This window comes from Gemmobacter caeruleus (genome assembly GCF_008271655.1).
Lineage (GTDB): Bacteria > Pseudomonadota > Alphaproteobacteria > Rhodobacterales > Rhodobacteraceae > Gemmobacter > Gemmobacter caeruleus.
Map to the genome: position 1 here is coordinate 388,444 of NZ_VKKX01000033.1, position 21,247 is coordinate 409,690.

12 protein-coding genes are annotated in these 21,247 nt (G+C 68.0%); 9 read left to right on the plus strand and 3 right to left on the minus strand.

The annotated features are described in order from the left end of the window. Positions 1-136 precede the first annotated feature (136 nt). Positions 137-340, plus strand: coding sequence for a hypothetical protein (locus tag FOA17_RS12565; protein WP_149141836.1), 204 nt, complete (start codon positions 137-139; stop codon positions 338-340). Positions 341-854: 514 nt separating this feature from the next. Further along, the gene (locus FOA17_RS12570; protein ID WP_149142006.1) at positions 855-1,505 is read left to right on the plus strand and encodes a sugar transferase; all 651 of its coding nucleotides are present in this window, start codon (positions 855-857) and stop codon (positions 1,503-1,505) included. 69 nt (positions 1,506-1,574) lie between these two features. Here the strand turns inward: FOA17_RS12570 and FOA17_RS12575 are convergent, their stop codons facing one another. Together FOA17_RS12575 and FOA17_RS12580 are read right to left on the minus strand one after the other, a co-directional pair. Further along, positions 1,575-2,846 carry a Wzz/FepE/Etk N-terminal domain-containing protein gene (locus FOA17_RS12575; protein ID WP_149141837.1) on the minus strand — a complete coding sequence of 424 codons (1,272 nt, stop codon included), beginning with the start codon at positions 2,844-2,846 and terminating at the stop codon, positions 1,575-1,577. Between the two features lie 6 nt (positions 2,847-2,852). Further along, positions 2,853-3,734, minus strand: coding sequence for a CpsD/CapB family tyrosine-protein kinase (locus FOA17_RS12580; RefSeq protein WP_162528252.1), 882 nt, complete (start codon positions 3,732-3,734; stop codon positions 2,853-2,855). A 349-nt stretch (positions 3,735-4,083) separates the two neighbouring features. Between FOA17_RS12580 and FOA17_RS12585 the strand changes: the two genes are divergently transcribed. Next, positions 4,084-5,040 carry a glycosyltransferase family 2 protein gene (locus FOA17_RS12585; protein ID WP_149141839.1) on the plus strand — a complete coding sequence of 319 codons (957 nt, stop codon included), beginning with the start codon at positions 4,084-4,086 and terminating at the stop codon, positions 5,038-5,040. Positions 5,041-5,053: 13 nt separating this feature from the next. Here the strand turns inward: FOA17_RS12585 and FOA17_RS12590 are convergent, their stop codons facing one another. Further along, positions 5,054-5,803 carry a WecB/TagA/CpsF family glycosyltransferase gene (locus tag FOA17_RS12590; protein WP_149141840.1) on the minus strand — a complete coding sequence of 250 codons (750 nt, stop codon included), beginning with the start codon at positions 5,801-5,803 and terminating at the stop codon, positions 5,054-5,056. Between the two features lie 280 nt (positions 5,804-6,083). Between FOA17_RS12590 and FOA17_RS12595 the strand changes: the two genes are divergently transcribed. The 6 genes from FOA17_RS12595 (at position 6,084) to FOA17_RS12620 (ending at position 21,219) form a co-directional block, all read left to right on the plus strand. Then, positions 6,084-7,466, plus strand: coding sequence for a hypothetical protein (locus FOA17_RS12595; protein ID WP_149141841.1), 1,383 nt, complete (start codon positions 6,084-6,086; stop codon positions 7,464-7,466). 9 nt (positions 7,467-7,475) lie between these two features. Further along, the gene (locus FOA17_RS12600; protein ID WP_149141842.1) at positions 7,476-8,465 is read left to right on the plus strand and encodes a glycosyltransferase; all 990 of its coding nucleotides are present in this window, start codon (positions 7,476-7,478) and stop codon (positions 8,463-8,465) included. 193 nt (positions 8,466-8,658) lie between these two features. Then, on the plus strand, positions 8,659-15,048 hold the full coding sequence (locus FOA17_RS12605) for a type I polyketide synthase (RefSeq protein ID WP_149141843.1): 6,390 nt from the start codon (positions 8,659-8,661) through the stop codon (positions 15,046-15,048). Continuing rightward, on the plus strand, positions 15,045-16,049 hold the full coding sequence (locus FOA17_RS12610; protein ID WP_149141844.1) for a glycosyltransferase family 2 protein: 1,005 nt from the start codon (positions 15,045-15,047) through the stop codon (positions 16,047-16,049). Before FOA17_RS12605 ends, FOA17_RS12610 begins: the two co-directional genes overlap by 4 nt. Positions 16,050-16,085: 36 nt before the next feature. Beyond that, on the plus strand, positions 16,086-20,600 hold the full coding sequence (locus FOA17_RS12615) for a MupA/Atu3671 family FMN-dependent luciferase-like monooxygenase (protein ID WP_149141845.1): 4,515 nt from the start codon (positions 16,086-16,088) through the stop codon (positions 20,598-20,600). Then, positions 20,593-21,219, plus strand: coding sequence for a 4'-phosphopantetheinyl transferase family protein (locus FOA17_RS12620; RefSeq protein WP_162528253.1), 627 nt, complete (start codon positions 20,593-20,595; stop codon positions 21,217-21,219). The genes FOA17_RS12615 and FOA17_RS12620 overlap by 8 nt, the downstream gene beginning before the upstream one ends. The last annotated feature ends 28 nt before the right edge of the window (positions 21,220-21,247 follow it).

A 21,247-nucleotide genomic window follows, 5' to 3' on the forward strand; every position in this document is an offset into this window, starting at 1 on the left:
ACCGAATTGCCCCGGTGCCGCTCTGTTCGTGCCGCGATTTCGCCCCAATCCGTGCCTAGCTTCGGTTTCAGGACGGCAGGTGCGGAAGGCAGAGGGTCTGCACCGGTCGTCCTGGCGGTCAAGAGGGGACGGTGGAATGGCGATCGGTGTCATGATTTCTGGGATCCTGAGCGGGCTGACGGGCGTCGTCTGGATGCTGTTGGCCGGACACCCGGTGCTGCTGGCGCTGCTCTGCTATCCTCTTCTGGGGTTCCTGGGGGCGGCCGCCTTCATCGCGCTGACGCTGTCGCGCGGTGTGTCGCTGACCACCCCCGAAGCCGAACCCGCCCACGCCCACTGACCCCTACGAAGGCGCGATGCAGGATTGTCGCGTGGCACGGAACATTCGATCCGTCGCGACAAGTTGAAAGCTGGCCGACATGAGCCGATGACGAAAGCCGGGTGCATTGCGCCCGGCTTTCGTCTTGGTGCGAATCACTCCGCCCGTGGCTGGGTGTCCGGGATGCGGTGTCACAACCACTGATTGAGCCCCCCGCAATGTGGCAGGATCATGGCGTGAGTGAGGCAAAAATTCCCCCTCAGATTCAGCCTTAAACGACCTGTAAGGTTACCATTGGCTGTCGCCAAGCCTCCATCTGACCAAGTAAAATGGTCCTTGGGGGCGTTACATGTTGAGTAATCGCAATGTTCTGCAAGTTACCTGTCCGTTGGGGTCGTTTCCAAAGAAATGGCGTAAAATCAAGTTTTTGCGCGCCTGATATCGGCGCAGGACTGTTCACGGGGCTGGCACAATGACGATGGGGTATCCTCGTTTCCAGGGCGTTCGCCCTGTTCTTGCCGATGTGCCGCCGGTCATGCTGGCCGCCGCCAATCTGCGGGTGCGTCCGGTGGCGCCGCAGGGGTTTTATCGCCGCTATATCAAACGCGCGCTTGACGTGACGGCGATCGTTCTCGCCGCGCCTTTCGTGGTGCCGCTGGTGGCGACGCTGGCCTTTGCGGTGTCGCGTGACGGGAGCAAGCCCTTTTACAGCCAGCAGCGTGTCGGCCGTCACGGCCGGGCGTTCCGCATGTGGAAGCTGCGCTCGATGGTGCCCGATGCCGATGAGCGGATGGAGCAGTATCTGGCCGAGAACCCCGCCGCCCGCGCCGAATGGGACGAGACGCAAAAGCTCAAGAACGATCCGCGGGTCACGCCCTTTGGTCGCTTCCTGCGCAAAAGCTCGCTCGATGAACTGCCGCAGCTGTGGAACGTGTTTACCGGCGACATGAGCCTGGTCGGCCCGCGTCCGATGATGCTGAACCAGCAGGCGCTGTATCCCGGCATGGCCTATTACGCGCTGCGGCCCGGGATCACCGGCTATTGGCAGACCGCGGGGCGCAATCGCACGACCTTTGAGGCGCGCGCCGATTATGATGCCGAATATGAGGCCGGGCTGTCGCTGGCCACAGACCTGAACATTCTGGTGCGCACCGTGGGCGTCGTGATGAACGGCACCGGCTGCTGATCCACGCGCCGGGATGAAAAAGGCCGCCGGTTTTCCGGCGGCTTTTTCAATTGTGCGGGGCGGCTGGGCTCAGCCCAGGGCCTGTCGGGCGCGGCCGCGCAGCCAGGTGACCGCCCGTTCTGTCAGCGTGGCCTCGCGCGGGGCGCGCAGGCCCAGATCGGGCAGCACGATGACCGGGTGGATATCCATCTCGCGCTGCATCTGCGCGGCGCTGCGCAGCACCGGGTTCATCAGATCCAGAAACAAGGCTGCCGCGATGGCACCGACCAGGCTGGCCACCGCCCCGGCGATCACGATCTTCTTGCGGCCGCCGCCGCTGGTATAGGCCGGGGTGATCGCGCGTTCCAGCAGGGTGAAATGCTCGGCATGGTTTTCCTGTTCCAGCCGCAGCGCGGTTTCGGCCTCGACCTTGCGGGCGGTGACGGCCTCGAACTGGGTCTGGAGCTGTTCAAGCTGCCGGTCATAGGCGCTCAGCGTGCGTTCCACCTCGGGCGATTGGGCAGCGCGGGCATCCAGCGCGGCGCGTTGCTGCTCCAGCCCGGCCTTCTGCCGCTCCAAGACGGATTTCTGCGCGGCCAGATCGTCGATCCGGCGGCGATCGGTCTCGCGCAGGCGTTGCTTGGCCTGAAGTGCCGCCTGTTCCGCCTCGATCGCCAAGAGGCCCTGCGCCACGCGGCGCAGATCGGTGTCGATGGCGCTGCGTTCGTCGGAGGAGCCGCCGCCGACCGCGGCGATATTGGCGTTCTTGTAGGCGGCAAGCTCGGCCTCCAGCACCGCGATCTGCTGCGATACGCGCGCCTCCTCGGCCTGGAAAAAGCCCAGCGTTTCGCGCGCGCGGTCGTTCTGCCGGGCGACTGACATGTCCAGCACGCTTTGGGCGAAATCATTGGCGACGCGCGCGGCATGGTCGGCGGTATCCAGCCGCGTGGTGATCAGCAGCGCCGAAACCGAAGCGGCCGAGCCAAAGGTCTGTTCCCCCGCCCCGGCGACACTTTGAAAGGTGACGGCCTCGCGCAGGGCAAAGACCTTTTGTTCCGCGGTCATGCCGGGGGCCTGGGCGAACAGCCCGTGCCGGTCGATCATCGCCAGCAGGTTTTCGCGCGTCGTCAGCCGTTGTTCGATGGCCTGAAGGTTGGCGGCGGTCTGGCTGCGGGTCTGCTGTTCCTGCCCGGCGATGACCGGGGTCTGCACCTGGATGACGGCTGCGGTTTCGTAATACTGGCTGCGCGACAGCGCGAACATCAGCGCCAGGATCGTGCCGAGCAGAACCAGCGCGGCGATCAGCAGGCGCCGGCGGATCACCAGGTTCAGGAATTCGTCAAAGGTTTGAATCGGCCCCATCGGTCTTCACTTCTTGCCATAGCGATAGCGGCGCAGGCTGCGTTCCTGCGCGCGGTTCATGATGACCCCCATCAGGGTGGCGCGCCCCTCGAACAGGCGTTCGCAGGCGCGGATGTCGTCGGCGGTGGTGCGGGTCGCATCGGCCACCAGTAGCACCGCATCGACATGCGGCAGGACCGAAATCACGTCGTCGGACCCAAGCGCCGGCGGCAGATCCAGCACGATGACGCTTGGCTCCAGCAGCCGGGTCAGCGCGCGCAATGTGTCGGCCGTCTGCGGCGCCAGCAGGGTTTCGGCGGCATCGCCCACCGGCTCGGCATTCAGGGCCAGCGCGAGATTGCCGCCGACGCGGCGCAGATGGCTTTCCAGCGGCTGTTCGCCGGTCAGCACCTCGCGCAGCGGATTGGAGGCCACGCCCATCATCCGCGCCAGATCGGGGTGGCGCAGTTCCAGGTCCATCAGCACCGTCCGGGCCGAGGGCAGCCGTGCCAGCGACAGCGCCAGATTGCCGGCGACCAGGCTCTTGCCGCAGCCATGGGTGGGCGAGGTGACGGCGATCCGGTGCCAGCCGCGTTCCTGCATCGCTTGCAGCAGGCGGGTGCGCAGGATGTCGAATTGCGCGGTCACCTCATGCTGTCCTGTCTGTAGAAACAAACCGTTTCCGGCCAGATGGGCGGCGTCAAGCGTGATCGGGCTGAGGGATTCCCACGCCTTTTCAGGGCGATGCGGCGGCGCGATCGGGGGGGTATAGATCTCGGGCGTGGTGTTGCGCGCGGGTTGCGGGTTGTGCAGCGCGGGCAGTTCGCGGCTGCGAAACAGGGAAATGCCGGTCGGACGACGGGGGCGATCCGTCTCCAATCGTTCCGAGAAATCCGAATCGCTGCGCATGGAACCCACCATATCCGCGACGGAACTGCCCTCGGACATCAATATCCTGTGTTTCGTCATCAATCGCACCGGGCTCCAGTTCGCGCGGCGCGGTTGACGCCGGGCTTTGCGCATTCATCCCGCATTGCTGCGGGTCAAGGTCCGTAACGCCACAGAACCCACGGGCTGACCGCAGGCAGAGTGAATCGTCCGGGCCCCCGCCCAGTCATCGGAATATAGAGGATTTCTTAACAAATTGAAAGGCTCGGCGGGGTTTGGCGGCGTAGGGTCAGGGGGGCGGCGCGGCGTTTTGCACTGGACAAACCGGGGCCGGGCCGCTTCCCTTTGCGGCAGAGCAGCGGGGTTGGTAATGGTGCAGGATCGGGTCGATGCGGTGGTGATCGGGCGCAATGAGGGCGCGCGGCTGCTGGCCTGTCTCGACAGCCTGCGCGGTCAAGTCGGGCGGCTGGTCTATGTCGATAGCGGATCGACCGACGGCTCGGTCGCGGCGGCGCAGGCGCGCGGGGCCGAGGTGGTCACGCTTGACATGACGCAGCCCTTTACCGCCGCGCGGGCGCGCAATGCCGGCCTGGCGCGGCTGGCCGAGGATCCGCCGGCGCTGGTGCAGTTCGTGGATGGCGATTGTGCCCTGGATGCCGGCTGGCTGGCGGCGGCGCGGGCGGCGCTGGCGGCCGATCCGTCGGTCGTCGTGGTCTGCGGACGTCGGCGCGAGCGGCACCCGGAGCGGTCGGTCTACAACCGGCTCTGTGACCGCGAATGGAACACCCCCCCGGGCGAGGCGACGGCCTGTGGCGGCGATGCGTTGATGCGGCACGCGGCGGTGGTGGCCGTCGGTGGCTATGACCCGACGCTGATCGCGGGCGAGGAGCCCGATCTCTGTCTGCGGCTGCGGCGCGCGGGCGGGCGTATCCTGAGGATCGACGCCGAGATGACCTTGCATGATGCGGCCATGCTGCGCTTTGGCCAGTGGTGGCGGCGCAGCCGTCGCGCGGGCCATGCCTTTGCCGAGGGGGCCTGGCGGCATCGCCACGGGGCCGAGCGGTTCTGGCAGGCCGAGACGCGGCGCGCGCTGCTTTGGGGCGCGGTTCTGCCGGCGGGGGCGGTGCTGGCCGGAACGCTGTTGCACCCGGCGGGCTGGTTGCTGCTGTTGCTCTGGCCGGCGCAGGTGCTGCGGCTCTGGCCCCGGATGGGGGCCGAGGCCGCGTTCTTTACCGTGCTGGGCAAGTTGCCCGAGGCGCAGGGGGTGATCGGCTATCACCTTGATCGGTGGCGCGGGCGGCGTCAGGGCCTGATCGAATACAAGTGATCCCGGGCGCGGCTCAGCCGCGCGAGCCGAGCGCCTTGAGCGCCTCGCCGGGCAGCAGCTTGAAACAGGCCCAATAGCGCGGCGCCAGCCGGCCGGGATTGGTCATCATCCGCCAGACCCATTCCATCGCGATCTTCTGCACCCAGACGGGCGCGCGGGTCTGGGTGCCGGCAAGAAAATCCAGCCCGGCCCCGATCGAGGCAAAGCCGACATGCGGCGCGATTTCGCGGCCCCGCGCGGCCAGGATTTCCTGTTTGGGTGCGCCCAGGGCGAGGAAGGCAAGGCCGATCCCGTCACGCTCCAACCCCTGCAAGAGCGCGGCCGCCTCGGCGCCGGTCGGATCGAACCCCATGGGCGGGGCGATCATGCGGGCGATGCTCAGCTTGGGCAGGCTGGCTTGCAGGCTGACGGCGGCGGCGGTCAGCGCGGCCTCGGTCGAGCCGATCAGGGCGACCTTGACGCCACATTGCGCGGCGACGCGGGCCAGCGGCAGCACCATTTCCGACCCCGGCACCAGCGAGACCGGGCGCCGCGCCAGCCGCGAAAGCCAGACAATCGGGTTGCCATCGGCCACGACCAGATCCTGCGCGGCATAGGCATGCCGGAATTCGGGCATGGTGCGGAGCTTGACCAGATGATCCAGGTTGATGGTGGCCAGCGCAAAGCCTTCACCCGCGGCGAGGCGCGCCTTGACGGCGGTCAGCAGCGCGGCCGCATGCGGCACATTGACGGAAACGGGGGTATCTTCGAATTGAAACTGCATGGCTGGCACTGGCAAAAGGGTCTCTGGGAATGCCGCAGGGTCGCGGCTTGCCCCGCATAGCATGGAATTGCGGCAAATTCAGCGCCGCAGCCTGAAAAAACACTCTGTTTCCGCGCGGCGCATGGACAGGGGGGGCGGGCTTGACGTAGCGCTCGGCCATGACCCGTGCCCGCTTTTTGCCCCTTTTTCCTGTCATGATGACCGCGCCCGCAGGCCTGGCCCTGCTGCGGCGCCGGGAAGGAGGCCAACCCTGATCACGCCGAACCCGCTTGCCTGGCTGATGCTGGCGGTCTGGCCGCTGGTCATGCTGCTGCTGTTCCGGCGGCTGCCGGCGGATCGTGCGCTGATCTGGTCGGTGCTGGGGGGCTATATGGTGCTGCCGCCGGCCATCGCCTTCAACCTGCCGGTGGTGCCCGACATCACCAAGGACAGCCTGCCGGGGCTGGTGGCGCTGGCCATCGTGCTGTTCGTGCTGAAGGACCGCCTGTCGTTCTGGCCCGAAAGCTGGCTGGGCCGGGGGTTGATCGTGCTGTTCGTGCTGTCGCCCTTTGGCACCGTGCTGACCAACCCCGAGCCGGTGCCGATCGGGCCGGGCATGCTTCAGGGCATGCGGCTTTATGACAGCGTGGCGGCGGTCACCAACCAGATGATCGAGATCCTGCCGCTGTTCCTGGCGCGGCGCTATCTGGGCACGCCCGAGGGGATGCGCGCCATTCTGGTGGCGCTGGTCGCGGCGGGGCTGGCCTATTCGCTGCCGATGATGATCGAGGCGCGATTGTCACCGCAGCTCAATGTCTGGATCTATGGCTATTTCCAGCATGATTTCTTTCAGACCATCCGCAATGGCGGCTTTCGTCCGGTGGTGTTCATGCCGCACGGGCTTTGGGTTGCGTTCTTTGCGCTGATGGCCTTTGCGGCGGCGCTGGTCTTTCTGCGGCTGGGGCCGGTGGCGGCGCGGCCACGGCAATTCGCGACGGTGCTTTATCTGGGCGTCATGCTGGCGCTGTGCAAAAGCATGGGCGTGCTGATCGACGCGGCGGTGCTGCTGCCGCTGATCCTGTTCGCGCCGCGCCGCTGGCAGGTCTATGTGGCCTTTGTGCTGGCGCTGGTGGTCATCACCTATCCGGCGCTGCGCGGTCTGCATCTGCTGCCGCTGGACGAGGTGACGAATTTCGCGCGCGGCTTCTCGGCCGACCGGGCCGGGTCGTTCCAGTTCCGGCTGAACAACGAAGAGGCGCTGCTGGTTCATGCGGCGGAAAAACCGTGGTTCGGCTGGGGCGGCTATGGGCGCAACCTGCTGTATGACCCGCTCACCGGGGCGCGGCTGTCGATTGCGGACGGGGCCTGGATCATCACGCTGGGGCTTTATGGCTGGGCGGGCTATGTCGCGCAGTTCGGGCTTCTGGTGCTGCCGCTCTTGCTGCTGGGGCGCGAGGTCTGGCGCGGCGCGGGGCCGGCCTCGCCCTGGGTGGCCGGGGTGGCGCTGATCTTTGCGGCCAATCTGATCGACCTTTTGCCGAACGGGACGCTGGTGCCCTTTACCTGGCTGCTGGCCGGCGCGATCCTCGGTCAGGCCGAGCTGCTGTCGCGGCAACGCGCGCTGCGCCGTCAGCGCGATATTGCAACCCATTGGCAGGCCGGGCAGGGCCGCACGGTGATCTGAGGGCCGCGCATGAAGGTGGATATCGGGATCTTTGCCCATGATGAGGCCGCGGGGATCGCGGCGGTGGTCGCGGCCTTTCTGGCGCAGCGCCGCGACGGGCTGGATCTGCGCGTGCTGGTGCTGGCCAACGGGTGCCGCGACGCGACGGCGGCGCTGGCGCGGGCCGCCGGGGCCGAGGTGGCAGACCTGCCCGAAGGCGGCAAGAGCCGCACCTGGAACCGTTTCGTGCATGACCTGTCGCGCCCCGATGCGGCGATGCTGGTCTTTGCCGATGCCGATATCGAATTGCCCGAGCCGGATATGGTGCTGCGGCTGGTGCAGGGGCTGGCGGCGCGGCCCGGTCTGCATGTGATGAATTCGCGCCCCATGAAGGATATCGTGGCCCGCCCCGAGGGGCTGAGCCTTCAGGACCGGCTGATTGCCCTGGCCGGCGGCACACTGGATAATTGGCGTCGCGCGATCTGTGGCCAGCTTTATGCCATGCCGGCCGCGCGGGCGCGGGCGCATTGGATGCCGGTCGGCCTGCCGGTGGAGGATGGCTTTCTGCGCGCCATGGTGTTGACCGACGCACTGACGCTACCCGAGGATCTGACGCGGATCGACGGTGCCGATGTCTGGCATGTCTATGCGTCAGAGCGGGGTCTGGCCGCCTTGATCCGGCATCAGGTGCGCATCGTCATCGGCTCGGCGATCAATCTTGCGGTCTTCGACGCGCTGCGCGCCCGGCCCGCCGAAACCCGGGCCGCCGATCTGCGGGCGGCGGCGGCACAGCCCGGCTGGTTGCCCGCCCTGTTGCGGGCGCGGTTGCCGCGTTGGCCTTATGGCTTTGTTCCGCTTCACTTTCTGATCAAGCGCAGCCAGAACCTGCTGCGCGACCCGCGCCGGCTGCGCAGTCCCAAGGGAGTGATGCTGCTGGTGGCGGGCTTTGGTTTTGATCTGGTTGTCTATGTGCTGGCGCAAATCCGCATGGCGCGGGGCACCGGCGCCGGCCACTGGTAGCGCTGCCTGCCGCAATCTGCCGCGCATTGCGGCGCAAATGTGGCGGTTCTGTGGCATTGTGTCCCTGAAGGGGACGATTGGCGGATGGCTCCCCCTCGGGTATCGTCAACCCTTTCTTTACGTTAAGGTCTGACGGTGGGCTCCGCATGACTCGGTGGCGGAGTGGTGCGCAGATAGAGTGTGGCGGGTTTGAATGACGGATGCTGAAAGGCCGCGGTCCGAAGTCGCGGAAACGGATATTGCGATTGTCGGCATGGCGGCGCACCTTCCCGGTGCGGCCTCGATCAATGACTATTGGCAGAATCTGCGCGCGGGCGTCGAAAGTATCCGCCATCTGTCCGAGGCAGAGCTGATTGCCCATGGCGAAAGCCCGGCAAAGATGCGCCACCCCAATTATGTGCCCGCCGCCGCCCCGCTGGACGGCTTTGCCGATTTCGACGCCGATTTCTTTGGCTTTTCCCCGAAAGAGGCGGCGATCCTCGACCCGCAGCACCGGCAGTTCCTGGAGGTCGCCTGGGAGGCGCTGGAGAATGCCGGCCACATGCCCGAAGGGTTTGGCGGCGCGATCGGCGTCTATGCCGGCTGCGGCATGGGGTCGTATTTCTATTTCAACCTGTGTTCCAACCGCGACCTGGTCGAGAATACGGGCATGTTCCTGCTGCGCCATACCGGCAATGACAAGGATTTCCTGTCCACCCGCGTCAGCCATATCCTTGATCTCAAGGGGCCGTCGATCAATGTGCAGACCGCCTGTTCCACCAGCCTTGTCGCGCTGCATTACGCGGCGCAGGCGCTGTTGTCGGGCGAATGCGACATGGCGCTGGCGGGGGGGGTGACCATCGAATTGCCGCAGGCCCGTGGCTATGTGTTCAACGAGGGCGAGATCCTGTCGCCCGACGGCCATTGCCACGCCTTTGACCATCGCGCGCAGGGCACGGTGTTCGGGTCGGGCGCGGGCTGTGTGGTGTTGCGCCGGGCGGCGGATGCGATCCGGGACGGCGATCATATCTGGGCCATCGTGAAGGGTTCGGCGGTCAATAATGACGGTGCGGCCAAGGCCGGCTATCTGGCGCCCTCGGTCGAGGGGCAGGCGCGCTGCGTGGCCGAGGCGCAGGCGGTGGCGGGCGTCCCGTCCGATACCGTCGATTATGTCGAATGTCATGGCACCGGCACCTATCTGGGCGACCCGATCGAGGTGGCGGCGCTGACTCAGGGCTTTGCCGAAAGCGGGCAGGGCGTGGGCACCTGCCGCATCGGCAGCGTCAAGACCAATATCGGCCATCTCGATACCGCCGCCGGGGTGGCGAGCCTGATCAAGGTCGCGCTCAGCCTGCATCACCGCGAGATGCCGCCCTCGCTGGGCTATGAGGCGCCCAATCCGGCGATTGATTTCGAGACCTCGCCCTTTCGGGTGAATGACCGGCTGACCGCGTGGGAGGCAACCGCCCATCCGCGCCGCGCCGGGGTGAACAGCCTGGGCGTGGGCGGCACCAATGCCCATGCGGTGCTGCAAGAGGCGCCCGACCGCGCGGCCAGCGAAGAAAGCCTCTGGCCGTTTCAGCCCATCGTGATTTCCGCCCGGTCGAAGGCGGCGCTGGATGCGCAGGCGGCGCGGCTGGCGGCGCATCTGCGCGCGCATCCGGAACAGCCGCTCGCCGATGTGGCCTATACGCTGAAAGAGGGGCGCCGCGCGTTTGAAAAGCGCCGCGTGCTGGTCGCCGAAAGCCATGAACAGGCGGCCGATCTGCTGGAGGGCAAGGATCCGCGCCGTGTGTTCAATCATGAACCACTGGACGCGCCCGAGGTGGTGTTCATGTTCCCCGGCGGCGGCGCGCAATATGCCGGCATGGCGCGCGATCTTTATGATACCGAACCGGAATTCCGCGACTGGATGGATCGCGGCCTTGCCGTGCTGCAACCGAAGCTCGATTACGATATCCGCGCGCTCTGGCTGCCCGAACCGGGTGATGAGGCGGCGGCGAATGACCGGCTCAAGCGGCCTTCGGTGCAATTGCCGCTGATCATGATCACCGAATATGCGCTGGCAAAGCTGTATGAAAGCTGGGGGATCAGCCCGGCGGCGCTGATCGGGCATTCCATGGGCGAAAACACCGCCGCCTGTCTGGCCGGGGTGATGTCGTTCGAGGATTGCATCGGGCTGGTGCATCTGCGGGGTCAGTTGTTCGATACCGTGCCGCCGGGCGGCATGCTTTCGGTGCCGCTGGACGAGGCGGCGCTGCGCCCGCGCCTGACCGGCGATCTGGATCTGGCCAGCGTGAACGCGCCGGGCCTTTGCGTCGTCTCCGGCCCCGATGCGGCGCTGGCCGAGCTGGCCGCGACGCTGGCGGCCGAGGAGGTGGAGACGCAGCGCATCGCCATCGACATCGCGGCGCATAGCCGGATGCTCACGCCGATCCTGACGCGCTTTGGCGATTATCTGCGCGCGATCCCGCTGCATGCGCCGGCACTGCCGGTGATCTCCAACGCGACGGGCCTGCCGCTGACGGCGGAACAGGCGACCAGCCCGGAATACTGGGTCAGCCATCTGCGCAATACCGTGCAGTTCCGGCAGGGCATGGCGCATCTGATGGCCGATCCGAACCGGGTCTACCTGGAAATGGGCCCAGGGCGGGCGCTGTCATCGCTGGCCCAGGCCAATGGCGTGCCGCAGGGGCAGGTCATCGCGGCGCTGCGCCACCCCGAACAGCGCATGGCCGATGACCAGTGGCATATCGCCAGCATGGCCCGGCTCTGGGCTTGCGGCGTGGCGGTGGACTGGGCGCCGATCTGGGCCGAAGCGCGGCGCAACCGCGTGCCGCTGCCGGGCTATGCCTTCCAGCGCAAGACCTATTTCATCGAACCCGCGCAGCCCGCACTGGCCGAGGCAGATACCGCGCCCGAGCGGATCGAGGATCTGGCGCAATGGGGCTGGCAGCCGGTCTGGCGGGCGCAGGACGCCGAGCCGGCCGAGGAGGACAGCCCGCATGGCTGGCTGGTCTTTGCCGATGAGGCCGGGCTGGCCGCGCCGGTGATCGCCGGGCTGCGCGACCGGGGCCATCATGTGACCGTCGTGCGCAGCGGCGACGCCTTTGCCCGCGATGGTGAGGGGGGCTACATCCTCAACCCCGAACGCGGGCGCGAGGGGTATGACGCGCTGATCCGCGATCTGGTGGCGCAGGGCCGCGCGCCCGACCGGATCGCGCATTTCTGGCTGGTGACGGATCGCGAGACATTCCGCCCGGGATCGAGCTTTTTCCATCGCAATGTGGAGCAGGGCTTTTATGCGCTGATGTTCCTCGGACAGGCGATGGCCGAGGAAAACCTGCCGATGCCGATCCATCTGACGGTGGTGACGACCGGCGCCGCGCAGGTGGCGGACGAGGGCCTGCCCTGGCCTGAAAAGGCCACCATCTCGGGGCCGGCGCGGGTGATGCCGCGCGAATTGCCGGGGCTGACCTGCGCCACGCTGGATGTGGTCTTGCCGCCCCTGCCCAAGGGGCGGCGGGCAGTGCGCGATGGGGCGGCGCTGGAACGGCTGGCCGATCAGGTTCTGGACGATCTGCTGGCCGAGCCGGCGAACCGCGTCGCGGCGCTACGGGGCGATCGGCGTGTGGAACGCGGGCTGCGCAAGCTGCGGCTGCCGCCGGCGGCCATCGACCTGCCGCAGGGCGCGCCGGTGCTGATCACCGGCGGGTTTGGCGGCATCGGCCTGACCCTGGCGGAGCGGCTGGCGACCAGCTGCAAGGCGCGCATCCTGCTGGTGGCGCGGCGTGAATTGCCGCCGCGCGACCAATGGGCGGCGCATCTGGCACGCCATGGCGCGGCGGATGCCGTGGGGCGGCGCATACTGGCCGTGCAGCGGCTGGAGGGGTTGGGCGCGCAGGTCATGGTGGCGCGCGCCGATGTCTGCAATGCGCAGGAGATGCGGGCGGCCATCGCGGCGGGCGAAACCGCTTTTGGCCCCTTGCGGGCGGTGATTCATGCGGCGGGGGTGGTGGATGACGGCCCGCTTCTGACCAAGAGCCCGGCGGCGGTCGAGGCGGTCTTTGCGCCCAAGCTGCACGGAACCCATGTGCTGCATGACCTGTTCCCGGACGGGTCGATTGATCTGATGGTGCTGTTTGCCTCTACCTCCACGGTCACCGGGCCGGCGGGGCAGGTCGATTATGTGGCGGCCAACGATTATCTCAATGCCTATGCGCAGGGCCGCAAGGGCGGCAAGACCCGGGTTCTCGCGTTGAACTGGGGCATCTGGGCGGATGTCGGCATGGCGGCAGAGGCCCTCGCCGATCGCAGCGGCAGCGCCCCGGCGGCGCCGCGTCTGCCGGTTACGCGCCCGATGCTGGACAGCACCACCTATGATGCCACCGGCGCCCGGTTGTTCGAGACGCGGCTGACCACGGATCGCTGGCTGCTGGACGGGCACCGCACGACGGCCGGGCAGGCGCTGATCCCCGGCACCGGCTATCTGGAGATTGCGGCCGAGGCCGCCGCGGAGGAGGGTTGGAACGCCTTTGAACTGCGCGACCTGACCTTTTTCCGCGCGCTGGAGGTGGCGGATGATGCCGCGCGCGACATGCGGGTGCGGCTGCGCCCCTCGGATGAGGGATTCGGGCTGGAGGTGCGGTCGGGCCATGACATCCGGGGCCGCACCGGCTTTGCGCTCAATGCCCAGGCGCGGCTGATACCGTTGCGCGGCGCGGCGGGCCGGGTCGATCTGGCCGCTATTGCCGCGCGCTGCGGTGCGGCCGAGGAAGATCCGCGTGGCATCCGCACCTGGCAAGAGGCGCATCTGGCCTTCGGGCCGCGCTGGCGGGTGCTGAACCGCATGGCGCTTGGCGCGGGCGAGGGGCTGGCGATGCTGACCCTGCCCTTGGCGGCGCAGCCCGATCTGGCGCAGGGCTGGCTGTTGCATCCGGCGCTGCTGGATATCGCGACGGGCTGGGCGATGGGGCTGATCGAGGGCTATCAGCCCGATCACCTCTGGGTGCCGGTCTCCTATGGCCGCGTCCGGGTCTGGGCGCCGCTGCCCGCGCGCCTGCACAGTTGGGTGCGCAATGCCGCCGCCAATCGCGGCGCGGGGCCGGTTGCGGTGTTCGACATCACGCTGGCCGATGAAACCGGCGCCGTGGTGATGGAGATCGAGGGTTTCACCATTCGCCGCCTGGAAAGCGGCTTTGTTGCCCCCGCCCCGGCGGAGCGCGAGCTGGAATTTGACGGCGCCGCCGGGGCGAAGCCCGCCTCGGCGCAAGAGGAGCGGTTGTTGCACAACCTGGCGCAGGGCATCCGCGCCGCCGAGGGGGCCGAGATGTTCGGCCGCGCGCTGGCCACCGGGGCGGCGCAGGTCATCGTCTCGTCGCTCGATCTGCCGGCGCTGATCCGTCAGGCCGACCGGGCCGAGGCGACGCGCCCCGAGGGGCAGACCTTCGCGCGCCCCGATCTCGACAGCGCCTATGTGGAGCCGCGCAACGATCTGGAACGCACGCTGGTCGGGTTCTGGCAGGATCTGCTGGGGGTGGGGCAGGTCGGGGTCGAGGACGATTTCTTTGCCCTGGGCGGCCATTCGCTGATCGCGGTGCGGCTGTTTGCCATGGTGAAAAAGGCGTTTCGCGTCGATTTCCCGATCTCGGTCCTGTTCGAGGCGCCGACGATTGCCGGCTGTGCCGCGCTGATCGCAGACCAGATCGGCCCGCAAGAGGGCAGCGCCGCCCCCGTGCGCGAAGCCGCGCCGCGCCGCCGCTTTACCCATCTGGTGCCGATGCATGAAGGTGCGGGCGGGCCGAAGCAGCCATTCTTCCTGGTCGCGGGCATGTTCGGTAATGTGCTGAACCTGCGGCATCTGGCGCAGCTTCTGGGCGGCGACCGGCCGTTCTACGGCTTGCAGGCGCGCGGGCTGTTCGGTGAGGATCAGCCGCATGACACCCTGCCCGAGGCCGCGCGCGATTATATCGCCGAGATGCGGCAGGTGCAGCCCAAGGGGCCCTATCTGCTGGGCGGTTTTTCCGGCGGCGGGCTGACGGCCTGGGAAATGGCCCGCCAGCTCGAGGCCGAGGGCGAGGATGTGTCGATGCTGGTCCTGCTCGACACGCCGCTGCCGCTGCGCCCGCCGCTGTCGAGGCTGGACAAGGCCATGATCAAATGGGCCGAGCTGAAGGCGCGTGGGCCGGGCTATGTGATTGACTGGGCGCGCAATCGCTGGGCCTGGGAAATCGCGAAACGTCGGGGTGCCGACGCCACCGAGGTCGCGCATCAATTCCACAATGCCGAGATCGAGGCCGCCTTCCGTGCCGCGATCGCGGTCTATGCGCTGCCGCTGCGCAAGGGGCCGACGGTGTTGTTCCGCCCGCCGCTGGATCGGCGCTGGCAGGTCTCGAACGGGCAATGGGCCTCGGGTGCCAAGGAATATGTCTTTGCCGACAATGACCTGACGCGCTTTGCCCCGATGCTGCGGGTGCAAGAGGTGCCGGGCGATCATGACAGCATGGTGCTGGAGCCGAATGTCCGCGTGCTGGCCGCACGCCTGCGCGAGGTGATCGCCGGGGCAGAGGAGGCCGCGCCCGAACTGCGCCGGGCGGCGGAATGACCGCCGCGGTTCTCACCGTGATTCTCAACTGGCGCACGCCGGAGATGACGCTGCGATCCTGCGCCGCCGCCTTGCAGGCCATGGCGGGCATTTCCGGTGCAATCACTATCGTTGACAACGATTCCGGCGATGGCTCGTTCGAGCGGTTGCAGGCCGAGGTTGCCGCGCGCGGCTGGGGTCACGGCGCGGTGCCGGTGCGGGTGCTGCAATCGGGCCGCAATGGCGGCTTTGGCGCCGGCAACAATCACGGGATCAGGGCGGGGCTGCCGGGCGGGGCGCGGCCCGATTATGTCTATATCCTGAATTCCGACGCCTTTCCCGCGCCCGGGGCGATCCGGGCGCTGCTCGATCATCTGGAAAGTCACCCCGCGACCGGCTTTGCCGGCAGTTTCATCGCGGGCGAAGATGGCGCACCGCATCGCACCGCCTTTCGCTTCCCCTCGATTCTGGGCGAGCTGGAGGGCGCGGCGCGCTTTGGCCCGATCTCCCGGCTGTTGCGCAATCATATTGTCGCGCAGCCGCTGCCGGAACGCACCGGGCGGGTGGATTGGCTGGCCGGGGCGAGCGTGATGATGCGGCAGGATGTGCTGGATCGAATCGGCCTCTTTGATGAGACGTTCTTTCTCTATTACGAGGAAACCGATCTTTGCCTGCGGGCAGCGCGGGCGGGCTGGCCCACGGATTATGTGGTGGAAAGCCGGGTGATGCATATCGGATCGGTCTCGACGGGCATGAAGACCTGGGCGCGCATCCCGCAATTCTGGCTGGATAGCCGCCGCCACTTTTTCACCAAGAATCATGGGCATATCTATGCCGCCGCGGCCACGCTTGCCCATCTTGGGGGCGGGCTGCTCTGGCGGTTGCGCGTGTTGGTGCAGCGCAAGGACCGGGGCGATCCGCCGCATTTCCTGCGAGACCTGATCGTGCATTCATTGCGTCGGGCTGGGCGGGGCAGGCCGGGGGTAACCCCGGCATTGAACAAGGTCAGCCCCGAAGGATAGGGGCATCGCCGCCTTCAGGGGCGGAAGGAGTGTGAGATGAACCCGTTTTCCTGTTTCCTCATCGGCAATGAGAGTTTGACCCGCGAATGCGCCGCGCTGTTGCTCGCGCGCGGGCATCGCATCGCGGCGCTGGTCACCCGCAACCCCGATCTGCGCGCCTGGGCCGAGGCAAAGGGCCTTGCCGTCATCGCGCAGCAGGCGGGATGGGCCGAGGCCCTGCCGGGGCAGGTGGACTGGCTCTTGTCGGTGGCCAACCTCTCATTGGTGCCCGAGGCCGCCTTGCGGCGCGCGGCGAAGGGCGGGGTCAATTTCCATGACGGGCCGCTGCCGCGCCATGCCGGGCTGAACGCGCCGGTCTGGGCCATTCTGGGCGGCGAGGCGGAGCATGGTATCGCCTGGCACCGCATCACCGGCGGCGTGGATGAGGGCGCCATTCTGGTGCAGCGCCGCTTTGCCATTGCCGCGACCGATACCGCGCTGACGCTGAACACCCGCTGTTTCGAGGCGGCGCTGGACAGCTTCCCCGAGGTGATGGCGGCGCTGGAGGCCGATGCGCCGGGCGTGGCGCAGGATCTGGCCGGGCGCAGCCTGCATCTGCGTGCCGACCGTCCGGCGGCGGCGGGGCGGCTGGATTTCGCCCAAAGCGCGCCGCAGGTCGCGGCACTGGTGCGGGCGCTGGATCATGGCAGCTACTGGAACCCGCTGACCACGGCAAAGCTGTGGGATGGGCGGCGTTATGTCGTGGCCGGCGGGGCCGAGGAAGTGCCGGGCAGCGGTGTGCCGGGGCAGGTGCTGGCGGCGACCGAGGATTCGGTGGTGGTGGCCTGCGCTTCGGGCGCGGTGCGGCTGTCGCGGCTGACCTGCCAGAAGGGCTTTCCGGTCTCGGGTCTCAGCCTGCCGAACCCGCTGCTATCGGCAAGCCCGGCCGAGGCCGAGGCGCTGACCCGCGCGTTGGCGGCTGTGGTGCCGAAAGAGATGGCGCATCGCAAGGCGCTGCGGGCGCTTGACCCCGCCGAGGTGCCGGGCGCGACCGGCGCCGAAGGCGCGCCGCTTTGGGCGGCGGTGCCGCTGGCGCTGCCCTCGCTGGAACTGGCGGGTCTGGCGGCGGTGCGGCTGTCGGGCAAGCCGGTGGCGGATCTGGCCTTTGGCGCGGCCCATGCGGGCGAGGGGATCCTGTCGGATTGGGTGCCGCTGCGGGTGGCGGCCGAGGGTGCGTTGCCCGAGGCGCTGGCGCGCGTTGCGGCGGATTTGCAGGGGGCTGCGGCGCATCCGGCCTTTGCGCTCGACCTGCTGGCGCGCGACCGGGCGCTGTTCGGTCTGGTGCCGCCGGCCTTCGGCCTTGGCCTTGCGCCGGTGCAGGGCACGGTGGTCACGCTGGCCCCCGACGCGCTGCATTATGACACGAGCCGGCTGAGCGCCGATCAGGCCGAGGCATTGGCCGCCCGTCTGGCAACCTTTGCCGCCGCCGCGCAGGGCGATGCGCGGGTGGAACATCTGCCGGTGCTGACTGCGGCAGAGCGTGAGGCCGCGCTGGTCGCCCCGAACCGCACGGCGAAAACCTATGATGCCGCGCAATGCGTGCATCAGGCGTTTGAGGCGCAGGTGACGCGCAGCCCCGAGGCGGTGGCCGTGGTGTTCGAGGGCGAGAGCCTGACCTATGCCCAGTTGAACGCCCGCGCCAACCGCGCCGCGCATGTGCTGGCCGGCATGGGCGTCGCGCCCGGCACGCTGGTCGGCCTGCATTGCCGCCGTTCGCTGGACCTGTTGGTGGGGGCGCTGGCGATCCTCAAGGCCGGCGGGGCCTATGTGCCGATGGACCCGGCCTATCCGGCCGAGCGCACGGCGCTGTTCATCGAAGACAGCGCCTGCCCGGTGATCGTGACGCAGGCGGCGCTGGCCGGGGCCTTGCCCGGTGGCCCGGCGCACCTGTGCCTCGATACCGACCCCCGGCTGGTAGATGCGCCCGAGACCGACCCGCAAAGCGGCGTTGGCGGCGGCGATCTGGCCTATATGATCTATACCTCGGGCTCGACCGGCCGGCCCAAAGGGGTGATGGTCGAACATCGCAATGTCGCGAATTTCTTTGCCGGCATGGATGACCGGATCGACCATGCGGCGGGGGCGGTCTGGCTGGCCGTCACCTCGCTTTCCTTCGACATTTCGGTGCTGGAGCTGTTCTGGACACTGGCGCGCGGCTTCAAGCTGGTGCTGACCAGCGATGAAAACCGGGCGCTGGTGTCGAACGGGCGGATCGGGTCGGCCAAGGGGATGGAGTTCTCGCTCTATTACTGGGGCAATGACGACGGCGCGGGGCCGAAGAAATACGAATTGCTGCTGGAGGGCGCGAAATTCGCCGACAGCCACGGTTTCTGCGCGGTCTGGACGCCAGAGCGGCATTTCCACGCCTTTGGTGGCCCCTATCCGAACCCGGCGGTGACCGGCGCGGCGGTCGCGGCGGTGACGCGGAATATCGGCGTGCGGTCCGGCTCGGTCGTTTTGCCCTTGCATCACCCCGCCCGGGTGGCCGAGGATTGGGCGGTGATCGACAATCTGACCAATGGGCGGGCCGGGCTGGCCGTCGCCTCGGGCTGGCAGCCGGATGATTTCGTGCTGCGCCCCGAAAACACCCCGCCGAACAACCGCGCCGCGATGTTCGAGGGGATCGAGCAGGTCCGCCGGCTCTGGCGGGGCGAGGCCGTGGATTTCCCGACGAAAACCGGCACATTCGCGGTGCGCACGCAGCCGCGCCCGGTATCGAAGGAATTGCCGGTCTGGATCACCACCGCCGGCAACCCCGCCACCTGGCGCGAGGCGGGCGAGATCGGCGCCAATGTGCTGACCCACCTGCTTGGGCAAAGCATCGACGAGGTCGGCGACAAGATCCGCATCTATCACGAGGCGCTGCGCAAGGCGGGCCATGATCCGGCGGATTTCAAGGTCAGCCTGATGCTGCACACCTATGTCTGCCGCGACCGCGATCAGGCGCGGCGGGTGGCGGAAAAGCCGATGAAGGATTACCTCGCCTCGGCCGTCGGGCTGGTGCAGCAATATGCCTGGGCCTTTCCGGCGTTCAAGAAACCGCAGGGCATTGAAAAACCGCAGGATATTGACCTGCGCACCCTGTCCTCCGACGAAAGCGCGGCGATCCTCGATTTCGCGTTTCAGCGGTATTTCGAGGATTCGGGCCTGTTCGGCACGGTCGAGGATGCGCTGGACCGGGTGGAAGACCTCAAGCGTATCGGCGTGACCGAGGTCGCCTGTCTGATCGACTATGGCATCGCGCCCGAGGCGGTGATGGAGGGGCTTTATCCGCTGGCCGAGGTGCTGCGCCGCGCCAATGCGGGCGGCGAACCTGCCGCGGATGATTTCTCGATCGCGGCACAGGTGATCCGCCACAAGGTCACGCATATGCAATGCACGCCCTCGATGGCGCGGATGATCCTGATGAATGCCGAGGCCGGCATGGCGCTTGGTCAGGTCAAGACCCTGATGCTGGGCGGCGAGGCACTGCCGGGCGCCTTTGTGCGCGATCTGCGCAAGGTGACCGGCGCGCGCATCCTCAACATGTATGGGCCGACAGAAACGACGATCTGGTCCACGGTGGAGGAAGCGGGCGAAGGCGAGGGGGTGGTGAATATCGGCACGCCCATTGCGAATACCCAGGTCTATGTGCTGGATGACCGGCAGCAACCCGTGCCGCCCGGCGTGGCGGGCGAGTTGTGGATTGGCGGTGATGGCGTGACGCGCGGCTATTGGCAGCGCGACGATCTGACGGCCGAGCGCTTTCTGCCCGATCCGTTCCGGGCGGGCGGGCGGATGTATCGCACCGGCGATCTGGTACGGCTGCGGGGGGATGGCAAGCTTGATTACCTCGGGCGGGTGGATTTCCAGGTCAAGCTGCGCGGCTACCGGATCGAGCTGGGCGAGATCGAAAGCCGGCTGGAGGAACAGCCCGGCGTGACGCAGGCGGTGGTGCTGGCGCGCGAGGATCAGCCGGGCGATCTGCGGCTGGTGGCCTATGTCACCGGCACCGCGCAGGAGGCGGCGCTGAAATCCGCGCTGGCCGCCAGCCTGCCCGACCATATGGTGCCCGCCCATGTCGTCACGCTGGAGCGGTTCCCGCTGACGCCGAACCGCAAGGTCGATCGCAAGGCCCTGCCGGCCCCGCAAGCGCAGGCCGTGGCGGTGCTGCACGAGGCGCCGCAAGCCGGGCTTCAGGCCCAGATCGCCGAGGTCTGGCAGCGCGTGCTGGGCGTGCCCAAGGTGGGGGCCAAGGACAATTTCTTTGCGCTTGGCGGGCATTCCCTGCTGGCGGTGCAGGCGCATCGGGAATTGCGTGACGGGCTGGGGCTGGCGAAGCTGTCGATCACCGACATCTTCCGCTTTCCCGTGCTGTCGGCCCTTGCGGCGCATCTGGGCGATGGGGCGCGGCCGGCGGCGCCCCCGGCCAATGCGGGCGTCGCGCCCGAGGCGGCGGCTGCGGCGCGGGCGGATGCCCGGATGGATGCCATGGCGCGGCGCCGGGCGATGCGGGCGGGCCGGGATGGCTGATCACGGGCGTTTGCAACAAGTGGCGCGGGCGCTCTTGCCGCGCGCCGTCGGGCTGGGCGTCACCGATCCGCGCGGCGATCACCCGGCCTTTCCGGGCGAAACCGCGACGGGCCTGCCGCAGCGGCTGGCCGAGTTTCGCGCCGGGCGGGCCGCGTTGCGGCTGGCCATGGCCGAGATCGGCCTTCCGCCCCTGCCGGTCCCCATGGGCGAGGATCGCGCGCCGGTCTGGCCGCCGGGGATGATCGGGTCGATCAGCCATAGCGCGGATCTGTGCCTTGCCGCCGTCACCGTGCCGTCGCCGCTGCGCGGGATCGGGGTCGATCTGGAACCTGCCCTGCCGCTGGATCCGGCATTGCGCCCTGTCGTGCTGCGGGCCGAGGAACAGGGCGTGACCGACCATCAGGCCAAGCTGGTCTTTGCCGCGAAAGAGGCCGCCTACAAGGCGCAATATGGCATCAGCCGCACGCTGTTCGATTTCCATGTTCTGTCGGTGCGGCTGGAGGATGGCCGGTTCGAGGCGCGCTTCCGCGAGGAGATCACCCCCTTCCCCAGCGATTTCACGCTGCGTGGCCGCTGGGCCGAGATTGAGGGGCATTTCCTCTGTGTCGTGACGCTCTGATCTTTTCGCAGCGGCGCGGGCGCGGTAT